The organism is Wolbachia endosymbiont (group B) of Chorthippus parallelus (assembly GCF_947251815.1).
GTDB lineage: Bacteria > Pseudomonadota > Alphaproteobacteria > Rickettsiales > Anaplasmataceae > Wolbachia.
On the sequence record NZ_OX366390.1, the window covers coordinates 360527 to 377482 of the forward strand.

General features: G+C 33.4%; 17 protein-coding genes. 10 read left to right on the top strand and 7 right to left on the bottom strand.

The annotated features are described in order from the left end of the window. Positions 1–2 precede the first annotated feature (2 nt). Both OPS21_RS01655 and OPS21_RS01660 read left to right on the top strand, forming a co-directional pair. Positions 3–1592, top strand: coding sequence for a glycosyltransferase family 2 protein (locus OPS21_RS01655; protein WP_264336235.1), 1590 nt, complete (start codon positions 3–5; stop codon positions 1590–1592). Continuing rightward, positions 1574–2563 carry a COX15/CtaA family protein gene (locus OPS21_RS01660; protein ID WP_264336234.1) on the top strand — a complete coding sequence of 330 codons (990 nt, stop codon included), beginning with the start codon at positions 1574–1576 and terminating at the stop codon, positions 2561–2563. Before OPS21_RS01655 ends, OPS21_RS01660 begins: the two co-directional genes overlap by 19 nt. Here the strand turns inward: OPS21_RS01660 and OPS21_RS01665 are convergent. Beyond that, positions 2546–4525 (bottom strand): ATP-binding protein, encoded by a 1980-nt coding sequence (locus tag OPS21_RS01665; RefSeq protein WP_264336233.1) that lies wholly within the window; start codon positions 4523–4525, stop codon positions 2546–2548. The two genes, OPS21_RS01660 and OPS21_RS01665, sit on opposite strands and share 18 nt — an antisense overlap. 61 nt (positions 4526–4586) lie before the next feature. Next, the gene (locus OPS21_RS01670; protein WP_264336232.1) at positions 4587–5258 is read right to left on the bottom strand and encodes an ankyrin repeat domain-containing protein; all 672 of its coding nucleotides are present in this window, start codon (positions 5256–5258) and stop codon (positions 4587–4589) included. 151 nt (positions 5259–5409) lie between these two features. Here OPS21_RS01670 and gltX point away from each other — a divergent pair, with 151 nt between their 5' ends. After that, the gene (gltX, locus tag OPS21_RS01675; RefSeq protein WP_264336231.1) at positions 5410–6762 is read left to right on the top strand and encodes a glutamate--tRNA ligase; all 1353 of its coding nucleotides are present in this window, start codon (positions 5410–5412) and stop codon (positions 6760–6762) included. Positions 6763–7468: 706 nt separating this feature from the next. On the opposite strand, the gene OPS21_RS01680 is transcribed toward gltX, so the two are convergent. Beyond that, positions 7469–7924, bottom strand: a complete 456-nt coding sequence (locus OPS21_RS01680) for an Hsp20/alpha crystallin family protein (protein WP_264336230.1) — start codon at positions 7922–7924, stop codon at positions 7469–7471. Between the two features lie 372 nt (positions 7925–8296). Between OPS21_RS01680 and OPS21_RS01685 the strand changes: the two genes are divergently transcribed. Then, a complete protein-coding gene (locus OPS21_RS01685; RefSeq protein ID WP_264336229.1) occupies positions 8297–9004 on the top strand; it encodes a pyridoxine 5'-phosphate synthase in 708 nt (235 codons plus the stop codon). Here the strand turns inward: OPS21_RS01685 and OPS21_RS01690 are convergent. The 3 genes from OPS21_RS01690 to rplM form a co-directional block, all read right to left on the bottom strand. Further along, the gene (locus OPS21_RS01690; RefSeq protein WP_264336228.1) at positions 8997–9308 is read right to left on the bottom strand and encodes an HU family DNA-binding protein; all 312 of its coding nucleotides are present in this window, start codon (positions 9306–9308) and stop codon (positions 8997–8999) included. The genes OPS21_RS01685 and OPS21_RS01690 overlap by 8 nt on opposite strands. 145 nt (positions 9309–9453) lie before the next feature. Further along, positions 9454–9903: a 30S ribosomal protein S9 gene (gene rpsI / locus OPS21_RS01695; RefSeq protein ID WP_010402504.1), complete on the bottom strand. Its 450-nt coding sequence runs from the start codon at positions 9901–9903 to the stop codon at positions 9454–9456. Continuing rightward, complete coding sequence (gene rplM, locus OPS21_RS01700) at positions 9903–10361, bottom strand: 50S ribosomal protein L13 (RefSeq protein ID WP_265027678.1); 459 nt, start codon at positions 10359–10361, stop codon at positions 9903–9905. Before rplM ends, rpsI begins: the two co-directional genes overlap by 1 nt. Before the next feature lie 119 nt (positions 10362–10480). Here rplM and OPS21_RS01705 point away from each other — a divergent pair, with 119 nt between their 5' ends. From OPS21_RS01705 to OPS21_RS01725, 5 genes are all read left to right on the top strand, one after another. Beyond that, positions 10481–11704: a TolC family protein gene (locus OPS21_RS01705; RefSeq protein WP_264336227.1), complete on the top strand. Its 1224-nt coding sequence runs from the start codon at positions 10481–10483 to the stop codon at positions 11702–11704. Between the two features lie 10 nt (positions 11705–11714). Then, positions 11715–12245, top strand: coding sequence for a PopZ family protein (locus OPS21_RS01710; protein WP_264336226.1), 531 nt, complete (start codon positions 11715–11717; stop codon positions 12243–12245). Positions 12246–12320: 75 nt separating this feature from the next. Then, complete coding sequence (locus OPS21_RS01715; RefSeq protein ID WP_127463758.1) at positions 12321–12899, top strand: RlmE family RNA methyltransferase; 579 nt, start codon at positions 12321–12323, stop codon at positions 12897–12899. Positions 12900–13068: 169 nt separating this feature from the next. Further along, on the top strand, positions 13069–13857 hold the full coding sequence (locus OPS21_RS01720) for a hypothetical protein (protein WP_264336225.1): 789 nt from the start codon (positions 13069–13071) through the stop codon (positions 13855–13857). A 67-nt stretch (positions 13858–13924) separates the two neighbouring features. Further along, complete coding sequence (locus tag OPS21_RS01725) at positions 13925–14443, top strand: magnesium transporter (RefSeq protein ID WP_264336224.1); 519 nt, start codon at positions 13925–13927, stop codon at positions 14441–14443. Between the two features lie 570 nt (positions 14444–15013). On the opposite strand, the gene OPS21_RS01730 is transcribed toward OPS21_RS01725, so the two are convergent. Beyond that, positions 15014–16591 (bottom strand): lysine--tRNA ligase, encoded by a 1578-nt coding sequence (locus tag OPS21_RS01730; protein WP_264336223.1) that lies wholly within the window; start codon positions 16589–16591, stop codon positions 15014–15016. Positions 16592–16656: 65 nt separating this feature from the next. Here OPS21_RS01730 and OPS21_RS01735 point away from each other — a divergent pair, with 65 nt between their 5' ends. Then, on the top strand, positions 16657–16953 hold the full coding sequence (locus OPS21_RS01735) for a type IV secretion system protein VirB3 (RefSeq protein ID WP_108784517.1): 297 nt from the start codon (positions 16657–16659) through the stop codon (positions 16951–16953). Positions 16954–16956 lie beyond the last annotated feature (3 nt).

Below are 16956 nucleotides of genomic sequence, written 5' to 3' on the forward strand. Positions count from 1 at the left end.
TAATGCCTGTACTTCAAACTGATAATGTAGAAAAAATTAAATTTGATTCTAGTTTATGCAAAGAACAAGAGAAACTTTTCTACTATAGGTTTAATATAATTCCTTGGCAAAAATTAAATGATACTACTTTTTTTATGGTTGAAGACATAAGCCAAGATATCAACCTTTGGGTCGAATCTCATTACGGTATTGAATATGTATTGATAAAAGTAGATAGCAAACAGATTTTAAATCTTCTTAACTCACACTTTGGTATTTCAGAATTCGCAAGTAACTACTTATATTATAAGAATCCTAATTTTTCAGCTAAAAGCATTAGGCTCAGTTCAATCTTTTTTTCCTCTTTCTTTGTTATGATTTCGACTTTAACACTGACAAAAAAATATGCATATTTTGCTTTGGTGTTGATATTTATAATCGGATGTTCTAGTTCTTTATTCAAATTTGTAACTAAAATTTTTGGCTTGCGTAAAATTTCTAACCAAAAAGCAGATTATGATAAGATGAATGAACCTATATATACTATTTTATTGCCTGCTTTTAAAGAGAATGCGGTTATAAAGCAATTGATTAAGAGCATTGAAAGTTTGGATTATCCAAAATCAAAATTAGATGTAAAGCTTGTGATAGAGAGCGATGATCAAGAAATGTTGGCAGCTATAGAAAAATGCACTTTACCACAGTATTTTGAAGTAATAAAAGTGCCTCATTCTCTGCCTAGAACAAAAGCTAAGTCATGCAATTATGCTATGAGCTTTGCTAGAGGAAAGTATGTGGTAATATATGATGCAGATGACAAGCCAGATCCGTTGCAGTTAAAAAAAGCACTAATTGAATTTAATAAGGGCGACGAAAAGTTGGCTTGTGTACAGGCGAAATTAAATTACTATAACTTTGGTTGCAATTTTCTTACAAAATTCTTTTCTCTCGAGTATATGAACTGGTTTCAATATTTTTTGCCTGGATTTCAAAAAATGAACATGCCAATACCTTTGGGTGGTAGCAGTAACCATTTTTCAGTGGAAATTTTAAAGAAAGTGCTTTTTTGGGATGCTTACAATGTCACTGAAGACGCTGACCTTGGTTTGAGACTTGCGCAAATGGGATATAAAACCAGGATTATTGATTCAGAAACATTGGAAGAATCACCAACTACTGTGTTTGCTTGGATCAAACAAAGAGCACGCTGGATTAAAGGTTATATGCAAACTTACATTGTTCACTTAAAAAATATAAAATTACTTTTTAAGCACACTGGACTCAAAGGAATTTTGCTATTAAACCTTTTTGTTGGTTCCTCAGCTTTGATGTTTTTTATGACTCCTTTTTTGTTGCTTTCATTGATACTAACTCAAGTTTTAAGTGGATTATTTTTATATTATTTTATAGTAGTATACGTTATTAACTTGATTTTTTTGATAATAGCTATCAAACAGCAAAAAATGCCTTTTTATTTTTATATAATATCAATATTTTTTCCCGTTTATAGTCTACTACATAGCGTTGCAGCTTTTCTCGCTTTGTGGGAATTTGTTATTCATCCTCAGCAATGGAACAAAACTCAGCATGGCTTATGGAAGCAAAACCTGTAGCTATTTGGCTTTTTCTCTGCTCTTTCATGGTGATTTGCATGGTGGGGATTGGTGGATTTACCAGACTTTCAAAAGCAGGATTGTCAATCACGGAATGGAAACCAATTACCGGAACATTGCCACCGCTTAGTGAACAAGACTGGATTAAAGAAAAAGTAAAATATGAAGCTACACCTGAATATAAAGCATTTAACTATGGTATGAGTATGGAAGAATTCCGCACCATATACTTAATAGAATACGTGCATAGACTAATTGCAAGGCTGACAGGTTTAGTTTTTATCTTACCATTTATATACTTTACACTAAAAAAAAGAATACCTAAAAATGCAGTAATAAGGTTATCTACAGCACTATTATTTGGAATTTTACAAGCTTTTGCTGGTTGGTATATGGTAAAAAGCGGTTTGGTATCTAATCCTCATGTTAGTCACTATAAGCTTGCACTTCACTTACTGCTTGCGTTGGTTATCTTTGCATTATTGTCGTATCAATTTTTTGATTACCAAATCAAACCAAGGCAAACTAAACTTAAGGTTAGTACATGTTACATATGGATAATTTTAATCCTAGTGACAGTACAAATAATCTTCGGTGCATTTGTTGCAGGGCTAAATGCTGGTTTAATTTACAATACCTTTCCACTAATGGATGGACAAATTGTTCCGGAAGATTTATTTTACTTACAGCCTGCTTGGCTAAATATCTTTGAAAATAGAGTAACAGTGCAATTCATACACCGGGCATTGGCATTGCTGATATTAGTTCTGACAGCAATACTCACAATAAAAAATGCTAGTGTAAAACCAGCATATATTATGCTACTTTCCGTCATCATTCAGATAGTTTTAGGAGTAGTAACTTTGTTGCTGCATATACCAATGGCCATTGCTATAGCTCATCAAATGTTTTCATTTATCTTATTTGGGTCAAGTTTATACTGCTTATGTTATTTAAGAAGCCAGATCTAATACCAAATCACCAGCCTGTACATTTTTCCCCTCTTTAACAGGGATATTTTTTATCACCATTTCTGATTCGGCACATATAATGTTTTCCATTTTCATTGCCTCTATAACAAACAGGGGTTGTCCTATTTCTACATGATCTCCAGCATTTACATGTAATTTAACCAATAAACCAGATATTGGAGATTTCACAGTGTCTACTGAAATCCCTTCTGTTTTGTTGTTTAGCATTAATTTGCTTAGTTTAGCTACATGAGGTTTCAATACACAACATTTAGCTTTCATACCTGCGTGTCTTATAAAGTATTTGCTGCCTTGCCTTTCTATTTTAAGTGCTATATTGGTATCATCATTAATTGTTATATATAACAACCTGTAACTTGGTTTCCACTTACCTACCACGGAGTATTTATTGTGGTTATATACTGTTGTTAATGTGTTATCTTGATATTTTGCATTTACGGAGTACTCATTATCGTCTATTTTCACTATGAATGCTTCATCTATTGACTTACTGTAATACTTTCCCTCATTTTCTAAGTGAATATACAGTGCAGTAAAGATAAATATTTTAATATATTCCTCTGTGATAAAATCGCCTTGAAACCCACTGGGATAATGGTCTGGAATGAATCTTGTGTGGAGTTTTGCTGCAATAAAGTTTGGATGATGGAAGATGGATTCTAGAAATTCTATGTTGTTTATTACTTCCCCTATATAGCACTCAGACAAAGCTTTTTGCATTCTGCTGATCGCCTCTATTCTATCTTTTCCATAGGTTATAATTTTTGCAATCATTGAGTCGTAGAACATGCTGATTTCTGAACCGCTAGCTACTCCATCATCTATTCTTACATAATTATTTTCATCCGGTTTATCGTAATATTTTATTCTTCCGCTGGAAGGGAAAAATTTCTTTGATGGATCTTCAGCGCAAATTCTGCTTTCTATTGCAGAACCAGTAAGTTTAATATCATCCTGATTGAATCTCAATTTTTCTCCACAGGAAGTTCTAATCATTTCTTCTACTATGTCTATTCCAGTTATAAATTCTGTTACTGGATGCTCAACTTGTAATCTCGTATTTACCTCAAGAAAATAGAAGTTTTGGTCTTTATCTACAACAAACTCGACAGTACCTGCTGAAAAATAACCAACTTGCTTTGCCAGAGAAACACATTGGGCATACATTTTTTGTCTTACTTCTTCACTAATAAATGGACTTGGAGTTTCTTCCATTATTTTCTGGTTATTCCTTTGTATCGAGCATTCCCTCTCTCCAAGACACACTATATTGCCATATTTATCTGCTATGATTTGTATTTCAATGTGTCTTGGCAGCTCTATATATTTTTCTATGAAAATACTACCATCTTTAAAACTTTTCTCTGCTTCATTTGTTGCTGATGTAAATGCTAGTTCAATTTCTTTTTTGGAATATACAATTCGCATTCCTTTGCCACCACCACCTGATGCAGCTTTGAGCATAACGGGAAAACCAATCTCTTCAGCAACGATGGCTGCGTGGGCAGCATCTTCGATCTTACCCATATATCCTGGCACTACATTTACTCCAGCTTTTCTTGCCTCTTCTTTTGCTGTTATTTTATTGGCTGTAACTTCTATTGTTTCTGCACTTGGACCAATGAAATCTATGTTATGTTTTTCCAGAGCACGGGGAAAATCTGGATTTTCTGCTAAAAACCCATAGCCAGGATGAACCGCCTCGGCACCTGTTTCAACTGCTACTTCGCATATTTTTTCGATATTTAAGTAACTAAGATAAGCAGGCGAAGGGCCAATGTGCCTTGACTCATCTGCTTGCTTTACATGCACAGAATTTGCATCTGCATCTGAGTACACAGACACACAAGATATGCCCATCTTGTGCGCAGTTTTGATTATCCTGCAGGTAATCTCCCCTCTGTTCGCTACTAAAATCTTACTATACTTCTTTCTTATCATCTTATCAGTATACTTTCTTAAGTTAAGAAAGTAAATTTCTATATTACTACCTGCAAATACTTCACACTGGGGCTAAACCACTATCTAAAAGTTGCATAACATCAGGATCTGTCACTATAGTACTTTCGTTATAGAGGCCATATACTTCATTACATGCCTTAAATAACAGATATGAAGATCCTCCAGAAGCTATTGTTGCTATTGAAGCCAATGCAAGAGATTGAGAAGCCGAAAATAGAAGATACAAAGATACACACATAGCGGTAGCACACACTATAGCTCCTACTATATATAAGCATATATGAAACTTCTTATTACATATAAAGCCACATTTTATATCTGCAATTTGCTTAACTTCCTTCTGCTCTGAAGGATCCAAGAAGTAAAGAGGTGATACTGCCTTATTATCCTTAATATAGCTTTTATCGAGGAGTGCTTCCTTAATATATTTCTTGTTATTCTTAAATTCCTTTTCTAATCTTTTTACTTTTTCCCAATCTTTAGCTTCTTTTGCTTTCTTGACTTTGCTCTCAGTATCTTTTTCTAAATACTTTATGATCCCCTGTAACGCAGATAATAGAAACCCTTTACTTGCTGCTATATGAAATGGGTTTCCATTTTCATCAATTCTATGCTTAGCTACACAAGCAACTCTTTTCTTGCAAGCTTCAATAAATTTATTTTCATCCTCTTTTGTTACAACTCCTCTTGCAATTTCAAATAAATTATCCATATATACACCTCACTGCATTCACTAATATTAAATTATACAATGCAGTTTGTTAAAAATAAATGTAAATTGATCTTTCAAATTTACTATAGTTCCACGTTGTTGCAAGTACAAATTTTAGTTATCATCGGTTACGTTATCACAATAGACAAATATGCCAGGTATAGTCACTAGATTCGCTCCATCACCAACAGGATTTTTACATATTGGAGGAGCTCGTACTGCGTTATTTAATTGGCTCTATGCGCAGCGTCATGGTGGGGAGTTTTTGCTAAGGATTGAAGACACTGACAGAAAACGTTCAACACAAGAAGCAATTGATGCAATAATGGATGGGCTAAAATGGCTTGGAATAAACTATGATGGAGAAATAATATACCAATCGAGAAGAATAGCTAGACATATTGAAGTTGCAAATCTTTTAGTTGAAAAGGGTAGGGCGTATCACTGTTACTGCCCTGAAGATGAAGTTGCAGAAAAGAAGGCAAGAGCAAGAGAAGAAGGAAAAATATATAAGCATAAGTGTACTCATTCGACATCAAGCGCAAACCCTGTTGTCCGTTTCAAAGTGCCAGACTCAGAAGATATTGTTGTTGACGATAAAATATACGGCCAAGTTACAATAAGTAGCGATCAGCTTGATGACATAATAATCTTGCGCTCTGACAATACTCCAACATATATTTTTGCTGTAGTGGTTGATGACCATGATGCCGGAATAACCGATATTATACGTGGCTCTGATCATCTCACTAATACCTTCAAACAATTACTAATATATCAGGCTCTTGATTTTGATGTCCCACGCTTTGCACATGTACCGCTAATTCATGGAGAAGACGGGAATAAGTTATCTAAAAGACATGGTGCTACAAGTGTTTGCGATTATGAAAAGATGGGAATATTGCCACAGGCAATGCGTAATTACTTGCTAAGACTTGGCTGGAGTCATGGCAACGATGAGATTATTAGCGATGAGCAAGCAATAGGGTGGTTTAATTTGGAAAATATCGGTCGTTCACCTGCACGGCTCGATTTCAAAAAACTGGAGCATTTGAATAACCACTATATTAGTAATATGAGCAATGAAGATATTCTGACTCTAATGCTTAGAGAAAATACTCTAACTGACAAAAAAAAGGGCTATTTACTGCAGGGACTGACAGAGCTGAAAAAAAGAGCAAACTATCTGACCGAATTATTGGATTTAGCAAAATTTTATATTCAAGTTGATTTTAGTGAAGAAGCTCAACAAATTATCAAATCTAACCTCGATATAATTAAGTTACTTGTATCATTTCTTTCGAGTGTAGGTAGTGAAGATTGGAATAAGAATTTTTTATCTGCTAAAATCAAGGAATTTTCGAAGTTATATAATATGAAAATGAGCGATGTATACCACTCATTACGCGCCCCTATAACAGGAGTAATGGATGCGCCTGGAATCATCGATATCATGGTAATTCTTGGGAAAGATGAATGTATAAAAAGATTGCAACAAATTTAAATAAAAAATTACTTGACAGACTCTGGTGGCTTCATTATAGTGGAAAATGAAGGTCTTTTAGGATCCAAAATCTATCTTCACCTGCAGGTTTTTTCACCAAATAATCAAATTTCAGCAAAAAATATATAAGTTTATTTTTGCTAGCTCTTTATTCATATAGGAGGGTTTATGTCTAGAATTCCTGATACTTGACTTTTATTTTTAAGTTAAAAAAACAATTGGCGCCTATGGTTTTCACATTAAATCATTTTAAATTGTTAAAGTTAATACGGCCTTTTTTTGCCTTTTTTTATTGGTATTTTTTTCATATTTTATTATATCATTATACTGTGGTACCATATAGACTTCAGTTTCATGATAAGGGGAGCAGGCTCCGTCTCAGCTATGGAATTAAAAAATGACTATGCATAAGATCTAATGGTGTGTCTAATCTATAGATAATTTTTTGTATTGCTAAGTTAATATTTTATATATCTGTTCAGCAAAGTGGTAAAATAAGGTAGACGAGAAAAGACAACTAAATGAGTGTCATCCCAGTGCCCAGACACTGGGATCCATTCTTTTTTTACTAGATTCCAGCATCAAGTGCTGGAATGACAACATTTATTTTTATGATTGTCTTATCTGTCTATCTTATTTTGCCACTTTGCTGAACAGATATTAAAATAGCAAGCCTCAAGGTCAGAAGCCTGCTATTACTTACTGGTTACTTTACATCAATTTTCTTGATGTGTTTCTCTGATTTAGGTATGGTTACATGCAATACCCCATCTAAAAAGTTGGCAGATACCTTATCTTGCTCTACATTTGTTGGAAGTTGAATAGATCTATAGAAAGAACCATAGTACCTTTCTTTGTGGTAAAACTGCTTATCTTTTGATTCATTATCACATGTTTTTTCACCCTTCACTATTAAGTTATCGCCAGATATACTAATGTCTATGCTTTCTTTAGGAATACCTGGTAACTCTAATGATAGGCAATAGCTTTCCTTTGTTTCATAAAGGTCACAAACTGGTAGTAGGCTACTGCCTCTTCTAGAAAGCTCTGGGTTCCATCCTGTAAAGAAGCTATCAAATATGTCATCAACGGCTCTTTGTAACCCTCTTACACTAAAATTATCACGGTTATTGTTTTTATTTAAATGAACTATATTACTCATGTTGTACCTCCTTTTACTAATACATGAACTACATAATCACTCCACTTATTAATTTCAATCCTAAATCTAAAATTTTTTAGATGCGAAAAATTTTCCCCGTTTACTATAACCTGATTATGAGAAAAAATCTTGTTTGGATTACCACGAGTAGTTCTATAAACTAGATTAACTGTAAAAAAGGGCAAGTGTACGCAAATTTATTACTTCTCTTTCCACTTCCACAATCAAACAATTTTGAATGTTTCTTATTTGACTTGCCAACAATGAGAATTGGTATAACTGCTAGCTCCGTCTTTCAGCTATGGCATTAAACAATGACATGCATAAGATCTAATAATATGTATAATTTATAAATAATTTTTGAGGTAAATTGTGAAATTGGGCGTTAATATTGATCACGTTGCAACCCTTCGCAACGCACGTGGAGCTTCTTATCCAGATCCATTAAAAGCAGCAAGAATAGCTATTGATGCTGGAGCAGATTTTATCACTGTACACTTACGAGAAGACAGAAGGCATATCAGAGATGAGGATGTATTCAATCTAAAACAAAACATTAGCACTGAGTTGAACCTTGAAATTGCAGCTACGGAAGAAATGCTCAAAATAGCAAAAGAAGTAAAACCCTACTCGATTTGTATAGTACCAGAAAAAAGAGAAGAATTAACAACCGAAGGTGGCTTGGATATCGTGAATATGCACAGTAAACTTTCTGGTATAATAGAGGAAATGCACAGCTTTGACATAAAAGTCTCACTGTTTATCGATCCAAATATTAATCAACTAAAATATCTTGAGAAGCTAGAAAGAAAGCCTGACATAATAGAAATTCACACGGGGAATTACTGTGATAATCCATCAGAAGAAAAATTAAAACTTATTACTAACTCTGCAGAATACATTAATAAGCTAGGAATAGAGTGCCACGCAGGGCATGGCATAAATTATAAACATGCTAAAAGAATAAAAGAGATACCTCACATCTCAGCTCTTAATATAGGCCATTCTTTAATCAGTGAGGCTATATTTCATGGTTTACACAGTGTAACTAAAAAGATGAAAATGACTATATCTAAATAGCTGATACTTTCTCTTTGTCATTTAAAGTACTTAAAAGAGTTTGACTTGCTTTAAACTTTACCTTTTTCTTTTCAGGAACAGTCATAATCTCACCATTTTGAGGATTGCGGCATTGTCTTTCCTTACTTATAGCAGTAGAGAATGTCCCTATTCCATGCAAACGTATTTCACCCTGACAAATTAGATCGTTCTTGATTGTTTCCATAAAAATATCATGAATCTTACCTAAACTAGCTTTTGTTATATCTATACCTTGACTAGAGCACTCTTTACTCAGTTGGTTTACTATATCTTCTTTACTCATAAATTACCTTAATATTGAAAAATTACATAAACAGCATATTATGCTAATGCTAATAGTCAACTAAATTCGTCATAAAAAGAGAAAATGTCATAAACCCTTGTAAGAACTTGTATAACATTTACAAAAAAATACCATTATAAAACAATTATCTCTTAGAAAACTGACATTTTTTTCGAGCTTTATGTTGACCATATTTCTTACGCTCAACAACACGTGAATCTCTAGTTAGGAATCCACCTTTACGTAATATAGAGTGTAGATCTTGACTTATACTACTTAAAGCTCTGCTTATTCCATGAGCTAAGGCACCTGCTTGGCCAGATAGTCCTCCACCTTTTACAGTTGCAAACACATCATACCTATCTAACATAGAAGTTACTATGAATGGCGCTTTAATCATTTGACACACTGATTCTCTTTTAAAATAAGAAATTAAATCATCTTTTTTATTAACACTAAATTTTCCACTTCCTGGCTTTATCCATACTCTTGCTACAGATTCTTTCCTTCGACCTGTGGCATATGAACGACCAAGTGAGTCAATCATTGCCTTTTTTGGCTGATCATTATTATTTATTTTCACTTTTTGCTCCATTATTTCTTATTTTTACGATTTAAAGAGGCAAAATCTATTTTTTCAGGTTGCTGTCCTTGATGCTTATGTTCTGAACCAGAATAAACATACAAATTTTCAAACCGTCTACGTGCCATAGGACCATCATCAAGCATTCTTTTTACTGCCATTTTTATCACACGCTCAGGGAATTTGCCATTTAAAATATTATCTGGAGTAGTTTTCTTTAAACCACCAGAATAACCTGTATGCCTATAGTAGATTTTATCTTTAAGTTTCTTTCCGGTAAAATGTATCTTTTCTGCATTAACAATAATTACATTATCTCCACAATCCATATGAGGTGTGTATTCAGGCTTATGCTTTCCACGCAATAGCGCTGCTACAAACGCTGCAAGCCTTCCTACTACTAATCCTTCTGCATCTATAACAAGCCATTTTTTATCGACTTGTTTCTCTTTTAAGAAAAAAGTTTTCATATATCAATACATAACAGTAGATTATGATATACTAAGTTGCTTGATAGTGTCAACAACATTAGTTATTGATTATTAAAGTAATTTATGCTAATAACTTTAATAATATGCTAGAAAGCAAAATGTTTCGATTGATTATTATATTTGTAATCGCTTTTAGTGCTATAGATTGCTATGCAATCGATTTGGAAGAGGCTATAAGCAAAGCTATCAAAAATAGCTCAAAAATAAAGTCTCAATTTTACCAATATAAAAGCGCAGAAAAATATTATAAATCTTCTGGGTTAGCTGGATTTTTACCTGACATTAATTTACAATATAATTTCGATAGTAGTTTTAGCCTGGAAAACTCTGGAAAGCATCTAATATTAAGTCAAAGAATAATAGATGGTGGTGGCACCTTTGCTACATTCAGCCGATCAAGTAATCTTCTCAAAGCAGCAAAAATGCAATTTCAGCAGTCAAAACAAGAGCTTGCACTTAATGCTGTGAAAGCATATGTTAGTGTTTTACAAAAGACAGAAATATTAAAGCTCAGAGAACATAGAGAACGCGTTTCTTTGGAACATTTGTCAGCTATGAAAAAACGCTTTTCCCTTGGAGAAGTTACTAATGCTGAAGTTTTGCTAGCAAAAGCAAAATTTTCGTCTTCTATATCCGAAAGAGTTGATGCTGAAGGTAAATTAAAATTGGCAAATATTGCTTATTATCATTTGATTGGCGAAGATGCTGATGAACTTTCTGAAGCTAATGATAAATTACCTTCTGTTCCAGAGCTAAATGAATGTTTACAATTAGCAAAAACCAATAATTTATCTCTAAAAGCAGCAGTTTATCAAAAAAGAGCTGCTGGAATGGAAGTGATCGCTGAAAGCTCCAAGTGGCTTCCTTCTTTAAATCTAAGAGCAAACAAAAATTTTGGGAAAGATGGTGTAAAATTAGACAAGCTATTAGAAAATGTTCATATAGTTTTTACTCTTGATGTTCCAATCTTTAAAAAAGGAGCGAATGCTTTTGGTGTCAGTAAAGCTAAAATGGATGCAAAAAAATCTACCTACGATTATTATGAAACGGTAAAAAATATAGAAGAAGCAGTTGTAAATGCTTGGAATAACGTGCTGACAGCAAAAGCTATTATTAAAGCAAGTCAAGAAGCGGAAAAAGCAGCAGCTTTAGCATTGGAAGGAGTTAAGCAAGAGGTAAACTTAAGTTTAAAGAGTACATCTGACCTTTTGGACACTGAAGATGCATTATTTAAAGCACGCTCCGATCTGGTTGGAGCAAAAAGCAATTATGTAATTAGTGTTTACAACTTGCTTTTTATGATAAATAGTATAAACCTTTAAATTTAATGGTATGAGCGATAATCAATCTGTAAAAGATATACTAGAAGATATAAAAAAAGCTATATCGGGTAAAAATCCAAGTGGCGATAAAGCAGAAGTAATGGATGAAGATGATGAAGTATTATGCCTTGAAGAGGAATACCTAGAAGAAATTGAAAAAGATGTTGATGATAAAAAGGAAAATAGTGAAGAAGAGAATGATTGTCAAAGTGAGAAAATGAATAACCAATTTAATAGTTACAACTCAGAAGAGAAAAATTTGTATGATAATATCCAAATGAGTAATAACAAAGTGAGCTATCAAGAACAAAGTAACGAGCATTTAGTTTTAAAAGAAAATATGGAGGAAATTAAAACATTGCTTGAAAAGATGCAAAGCGAACTACGGCATAAACAACAAAAAAGAGCGGATCTTACTGTTGAAGAATTAGTTGTATCTCTTTTAAAACCTCAGCTTTCAGAGTGGCTGAATAAGTATCTACATGCATTGGTAAAAGAAGTAGTTGAAAAAGAGCTCAAAGATATAATCAATAATAAGTAGGTTATTAGTATAAAGACCAGAGTAAAAACAGCTAGAGGTAGAAAGTTATCTTCAACAAGATGGCTACATCGCCATTTGAATGATCAGTATGTGCAAAAAACCAATAAGGACGGTTATAGATCGCGCTCGGCATATAAGTTAATAGAAATAGACGATAAATTTAAACTACTCCAACAAGGGCAAAAAATTATTGATCTTGGCGCTTTTCCTGGTGGATGGTCACAAGTTGCATCTAAGAAAGGAGCGAATGTGATTGCTGTTGACATAAAACCAATAAATGCAATTAGTGGAGTAGAGTGTATACAGTGTGATATTATCAGCGAACTTGAAATTTTAAGAGAAAAATTCAAGGATCACAAATTTGATGTAATTTTATCTGATATGGCACCCGAATCTTGCGGTTTAAAATCGTTAGATCATATCAGAATTATGCTTTTATGCGAAGCAGCGCTCAATTTTGCAAAGCATTTTTTGAATCATGATGGCAAATTTGTAGTAAAAATTTTTCAAGGAGAGTCTGATAAAGATTTCTGCAATGAGCTAAAAAAAATGTTCAAAACAGTAAGATACTTCAAACCAAAATCAAGTAGATCTGAATCTACAGAAATGTATTTGGTCAGCTTAGGCTTTATTGGTAGCAACTCTTCTATATAGAAGATACTTACAGAAACGTTGACGAATCTTATCCTATTAAACTGAAGATTAATAACGCTTGCACAAAAGCCCCTTTTTCTTGTTTAAATATTTATGACAATTAATTAAATTCTTGACTTTATTACTTAGATAGATAATAATTAAAGTATATTATATAGGAGAAGTTAATATGTCAAGGTACGAAGATTTAACAGAGAAGCAAAAGGAATTATATAATAAGTTAAAGGATGCGATAGAAAATAAAAAGAATATTACTCCTATTCTTGAAGAAATTAAAAAAGAAGGCGTATTAAAAGAAGTTCTTACTACTGCAAATATAACTGAAAAGTTAGAAGGTGGTACGGAGTATAATCTAACACCGCTTGCCTATGCTATGAATTTCAATGATTTTAAGGAAATAATCAAAGTTATTGTAGAAGCAAGTGAAGATAAAAAAGAAGTTCTTACTACTGCAAATATAACTGAAAAGTTAAAAGATGGTAGAGAGTATAATCTAACACCGCTTGCCTATGCTATGAATTTCAATAATTTTAAGGAAAAAATCAAAGTTATTGTAGAAGCAAGTGAAGATAAAAAAGAAGTTCTTACTACTGCAAATATAACTGAAAAGTTAAAAGATGGTAGAGAGTATAATCTAACACCGCTTGCCTATGCTATGAATTTCAATGATTTTAAGGAAATAATCAAAGTTATTGTAGAAGCAAGTGAAGATAAAAAAGAAGTTCTTACTACTGCAAATATAACTAAAAAGTTAAAAGATGGTAGAGAGTATAATCTAACACCGCTTGCCTATGCTATGAATTTCAATAATTTTAAGGAAAAAATCAAAGTTATTGTAGAAGCAAGTGAAGATAAAAAAGAAGTTCTTACTACTGCAAATATAACTAAAAAGTTAAAAGATGGTAGAGAGTATAATCTAACACCGCTTGCCTATGCTATGAATTTCAATAATTTTTGAGGAAACAATCAAAGTTATTTTAGATGTAGCTCAAAAAAATAGTGTATTAGAAGAACTGCTTAATAGCATGCAGGAAAGTGATCGTGCAAATCTCAAGAAGATTTTAGAATCATTAAAAAGTAAAGAGCAAGATGAAGGGCAAGAAACTAAAATTGATAATTGGCTAGCAATACTTGCAGATAGCATATCTAGTTGTGAAAGTAATGAAAAGCCTTTAGTGCCTGAAAGTAGCGTGCCTAGAACTGAAGAAAATATAGTAAAAACTACTTGTAAAAGTAATGAAAAGCCTTTAGTGCCTGAAAGTAGTGTGCCTAGAACTGAAGAAAATATAGTAAAAACTACTAATAAATCAATAATGATTGGTAGTGTTTGTGGTGTTGTAGCTGCATTAGCAGTTGGTGGTGGATGTTTTGCTGCTGGTGTTGCATTACCAATATTGGCTTTAATTGGTATAGCTGTTGCTGCTTTCGTACTTACAGGACTTGTTACTGGTGGTATTACGTATGAAGTGTGTAAGCCTTGTAATGAGCTAAATGAAGTTGATTCACAACTAGAAGTTTCTTCAAAGTTAGGCGCAACAGTGTAGTTAAGTAGAAGGAAGAAGTCTCTTCTTACTTTTCAAGTAGCTGACACTGGTTTCTTACCAAGAAAAACTTAGCATAACTTTTGTGCTCAAAAAAACTTCTGGATTCCAGCATCAAGTGCTGGAATGACATGGTGAAATATTATTCAAGTAGCCTCTGTCCCAGTGTCCATTTGGTGTCATTCAAGTCAGCTCTCTTCTTGTCATTCCAGTACTGGGATTCAGAAAACTGACCAGGTTGGTCACGCGCTGGCTCTCTAAAATTACTTTAGCTATAAATATTAAGAAATTTACTAAATAAAAAAAAGACAAAAGAACCCCCGTATAACGAGTTTTAATAATTTAAATTGATAATGTGCTAACAAGCGCGATTTGGCTGAATGTAGAAAAAATAAAAAAAGCCACTATAATTTTATGTAATTTGCCAATAAATATCTGAGTTTTTTACTGAATTTTGTCGTTGAGTCTGCGCGGATCAAAAACAAGGATAAATAGTCTTATTGATATAATAAGGAAAGTGGGAAGGTTTGTCAAGTAATAAAACTAGAGAGCTCAAATGGAAGAAGGTAAACTCTAAAGTGTACGTTCAGTAGCACTTTCTATAAGAGAGATTGTATTATCTATCCCATAAAGCTTGATAAAAGATCCCATTCTAGGACCGGTTTTTTGTCCAAGTAATGTTTCATACAAAAACTGAAACCAATCGCGTAAGTTATTGTAATTATGTTTTTTTCCGATGGAGAAAACCTGAGATTGAATCTCTTCAGCAGTGGCTGTAATAGGCAGGGAATGTAGGTTGCTCTTTAAATCTAGTAACGCTTCTTTCTCTTTTTCGTTTGAAGCTTTATACGCTTTTGTTGGCTTGATAAAGTCGTGATAATACCTAACTGCAAAATCCGAAAGCCTATCTAGCATTTTGTTGCTTTCTGGTGTAACGTTTGGTGCATAAGTTGATATAAAACCCCAAAGAATCTCTTTATTTTCAGCATTACAAGCTGCTGCCAGGTTTAAAAGTAACGAAAAATTTATGCCTGAAGTTTCTACGTTTGGAACTTTACCTTGATGGATGTGCCATACAGGACTGTTTACATCCTTTTCTTTACTTTCATTATAACGCTTAACAAACTCCAAATATTCATCAGTTGATTTTGGTATCACATCAAAATATAAACGTTTAGCTTTTCTAGGGCTCTGAAAGATGTATAACGCTAAACTCTCTGTGGGTGCGTAAGTTAGCCACTCCTCAATTGAAATACCATTTCCTTTTGATTTTGATATCTTCTTTCCTTCTTTATCAAGAAATAACTCATAGCAAAACAAAAGCGGTGGCTTTTCTCCAAGTATTTTACATATTTGACTTGAAAGCACAGCAGATGGAGTCAAATCCTTTCCATGAGCTTCGTAATTAACTCCGAATGCAGCCCATCTCATTCCCCAATCAGGTTTCCATTGCAATTTGCATCTGCCTTTTGTTACTGGAACTTCTATTTCTTCTCCATTTGCTTCTTTATATTTGATTGTTCCTTTATCTGTATTTCTTTCAATTACTGGAACTTGTAGAACTTGAGAAGTTTTTGGGCATAACGGTAAGAATGGACTGTAGGTTTGCTGTCTTTCTTCTCGGAATGATGGAAGCATTACCTCCATTACTCTGTCGTAATTTTTCAGCAAGAGTAAGAGCTTTTCATCGTAAACACCAGATCTATAACACTCTGTAGCGCTTCTAAATTCGTATTCAAACTCAAATAAATCAAGGAATTTGCACAGCAATGAATTCATATGATGGCCATAACTCTCATGAGTGCCAAATGGGTCAGGTATCATGGTTAATGGCTTGTTCAGATTCTCTCTTAGCATTTCCTGATTTGGTACATTATCTGGTATTTTTCGTAAACCATCCATATCGTCGGAAACTGCAATGATTTTGGTTTTTATACTAGGAGCTATTTTTTTTAGAGCGTTTGCAATAACTGTGGTACGAAAAACTTCCCCAAAAGTACCAATATGTGGCAAACCTGATGGCCCATATCCAGTCTCAAATGTTATCTCTTTTTTATTAGGGAATTCTTGTAGTATTTTTTCTGCTTCTTGAAATGGCCAGTTTGTCATCGTTAGAGTTAAATTGGTTATCTTACCTAAAGTGCTATTCATTTCAATAGATTTTTAATTAATGATGTAGTATTAGTGTTAGAGCTATTAATTAGAAGATCAAGGGTATGTCCACAGGTAATATACAAACGGATCAATTATTTAAAGGTCTTACAAGACCTGCGATGCTTTTTGGTGTGAGTTATATGTTTGCAATATTAAACGTTTTAATTTGCATGCTAATTTTCATTAACACAAATGATCTTAGAGTAATTCTCCTGATGTTACCAGGTATACATGGACTTGGCTATATAGCTTCTGCAAAGGAACCGTTGTTTATTGAGTTATTTATGGTAAAGTTGGGAAAATGTTCCAAATGTTTAAATCGGTTTTATCATGGAGCCAATTCTTATGACATTACTTGATGT

Bases quoted from the DNA above. Each gene is read 5' to 3' on its own strand.
- OPS21_RS01655 (WP_264336235.1), top strand. From the start codon at position 3: ATGCCTGTACTTCAAACTGATAATGTAGAAAAAATTAAATTTGATTCT.
- OPS21_RS01660 (WP_264336234.1), top strand. From the start codon at position 1,574: ATGGAAGCAAAACCTGTAGCTATTTGGCTTTTTCTCTGCTCTTTCATG.
- OPS21_RS01665 (WP_264336233.1), bottom strand. From the start codon at position 4,525: ATGATAAGAAAGAAGTATAGTAAGATTTTAGTAGCGAACAGAGGGGAG.
- OPS21_RS01670 (WP_264336232.1), bottom strand. From the start codon at position 5,258: ATGGATAATTTATTTGAAATTGCAAGAGGAGTTGTAACAAAAGAGGAT.
- gltX (WP_264336231.1), top strand. From the start codon at position 5,410: ATGCCAGGTATAGTCACTAGATTCGCTCCATCACCAACAGGATTTTTA.
- OPS21_RS01680 (WP_264336230.1), bottom strand. From the start codon at position 7,924: ATGAGTAATATAGTTCATTTAAATAAAAACAATAACCGTGATAATTTT.
- OPS21_RS01690 (WP_264336228.1), bottom strand. From the start codon at position 9,308: ATGAGTAAAGAAGATATAGTAAACCAACTGAGTAAAGAGTGCTCTAGT.
- rpsI (WP_010402504.1), bottom strand. From the start codon at position 9,903: ATGGAGCAAAAAGTGAAAATAAATAATAATGATCAGCCAAAAAAGGCA.
- rplM (WP_265027678.1), bottom strand. From the start codon at position 10,361: ATGAAAACTTTTTTCTTAAAAGAGAAACAAGTCGATAAAAAATGGCTT.
- OPS21_RS01705 (WP_264336227.1), top strand. From the start codon at position 10,481: ATGTTTCGATTGATTATTATATTTGTAATCGCTTTTAGTGCTATAGAT.
- OPS21_RS01710 (WP_264336226.1), top strand. From the start codon at position 11,715: ATGAGCGATAATCAATCTGTAAAAGATATACTAGAAGATATAAAAAAA.
- OPS21_RS01720 (WP_264336225.1), top strand. From the start codon at position 13,069: ATGTCAAGGTACGAAGATTTAACAGAGAAGCAAAAGGAATTATATAAT.
- OPS21_RS01725 (WP_264336224.1), top strand. From the start codon at position 13,925: ATGCAGGAAAGTGATCGTGCAAATCTCAAGAAGATTTTAGAATCATTA.
- OPS21_RS01730 (WP_264336223.1), bottom strand. From the start codon at position 16,591: ATGAATAGCACTTTAGGTAAGATAACCAATTTAACTCTAACGATGACA.
- OPS21_RS01735 (WP_108784517.1), top strand. From the start codon at position 16,657: ATGTCCACAGGTAATATACAAACGGATCAATTATTTAAAGGTCTTACA.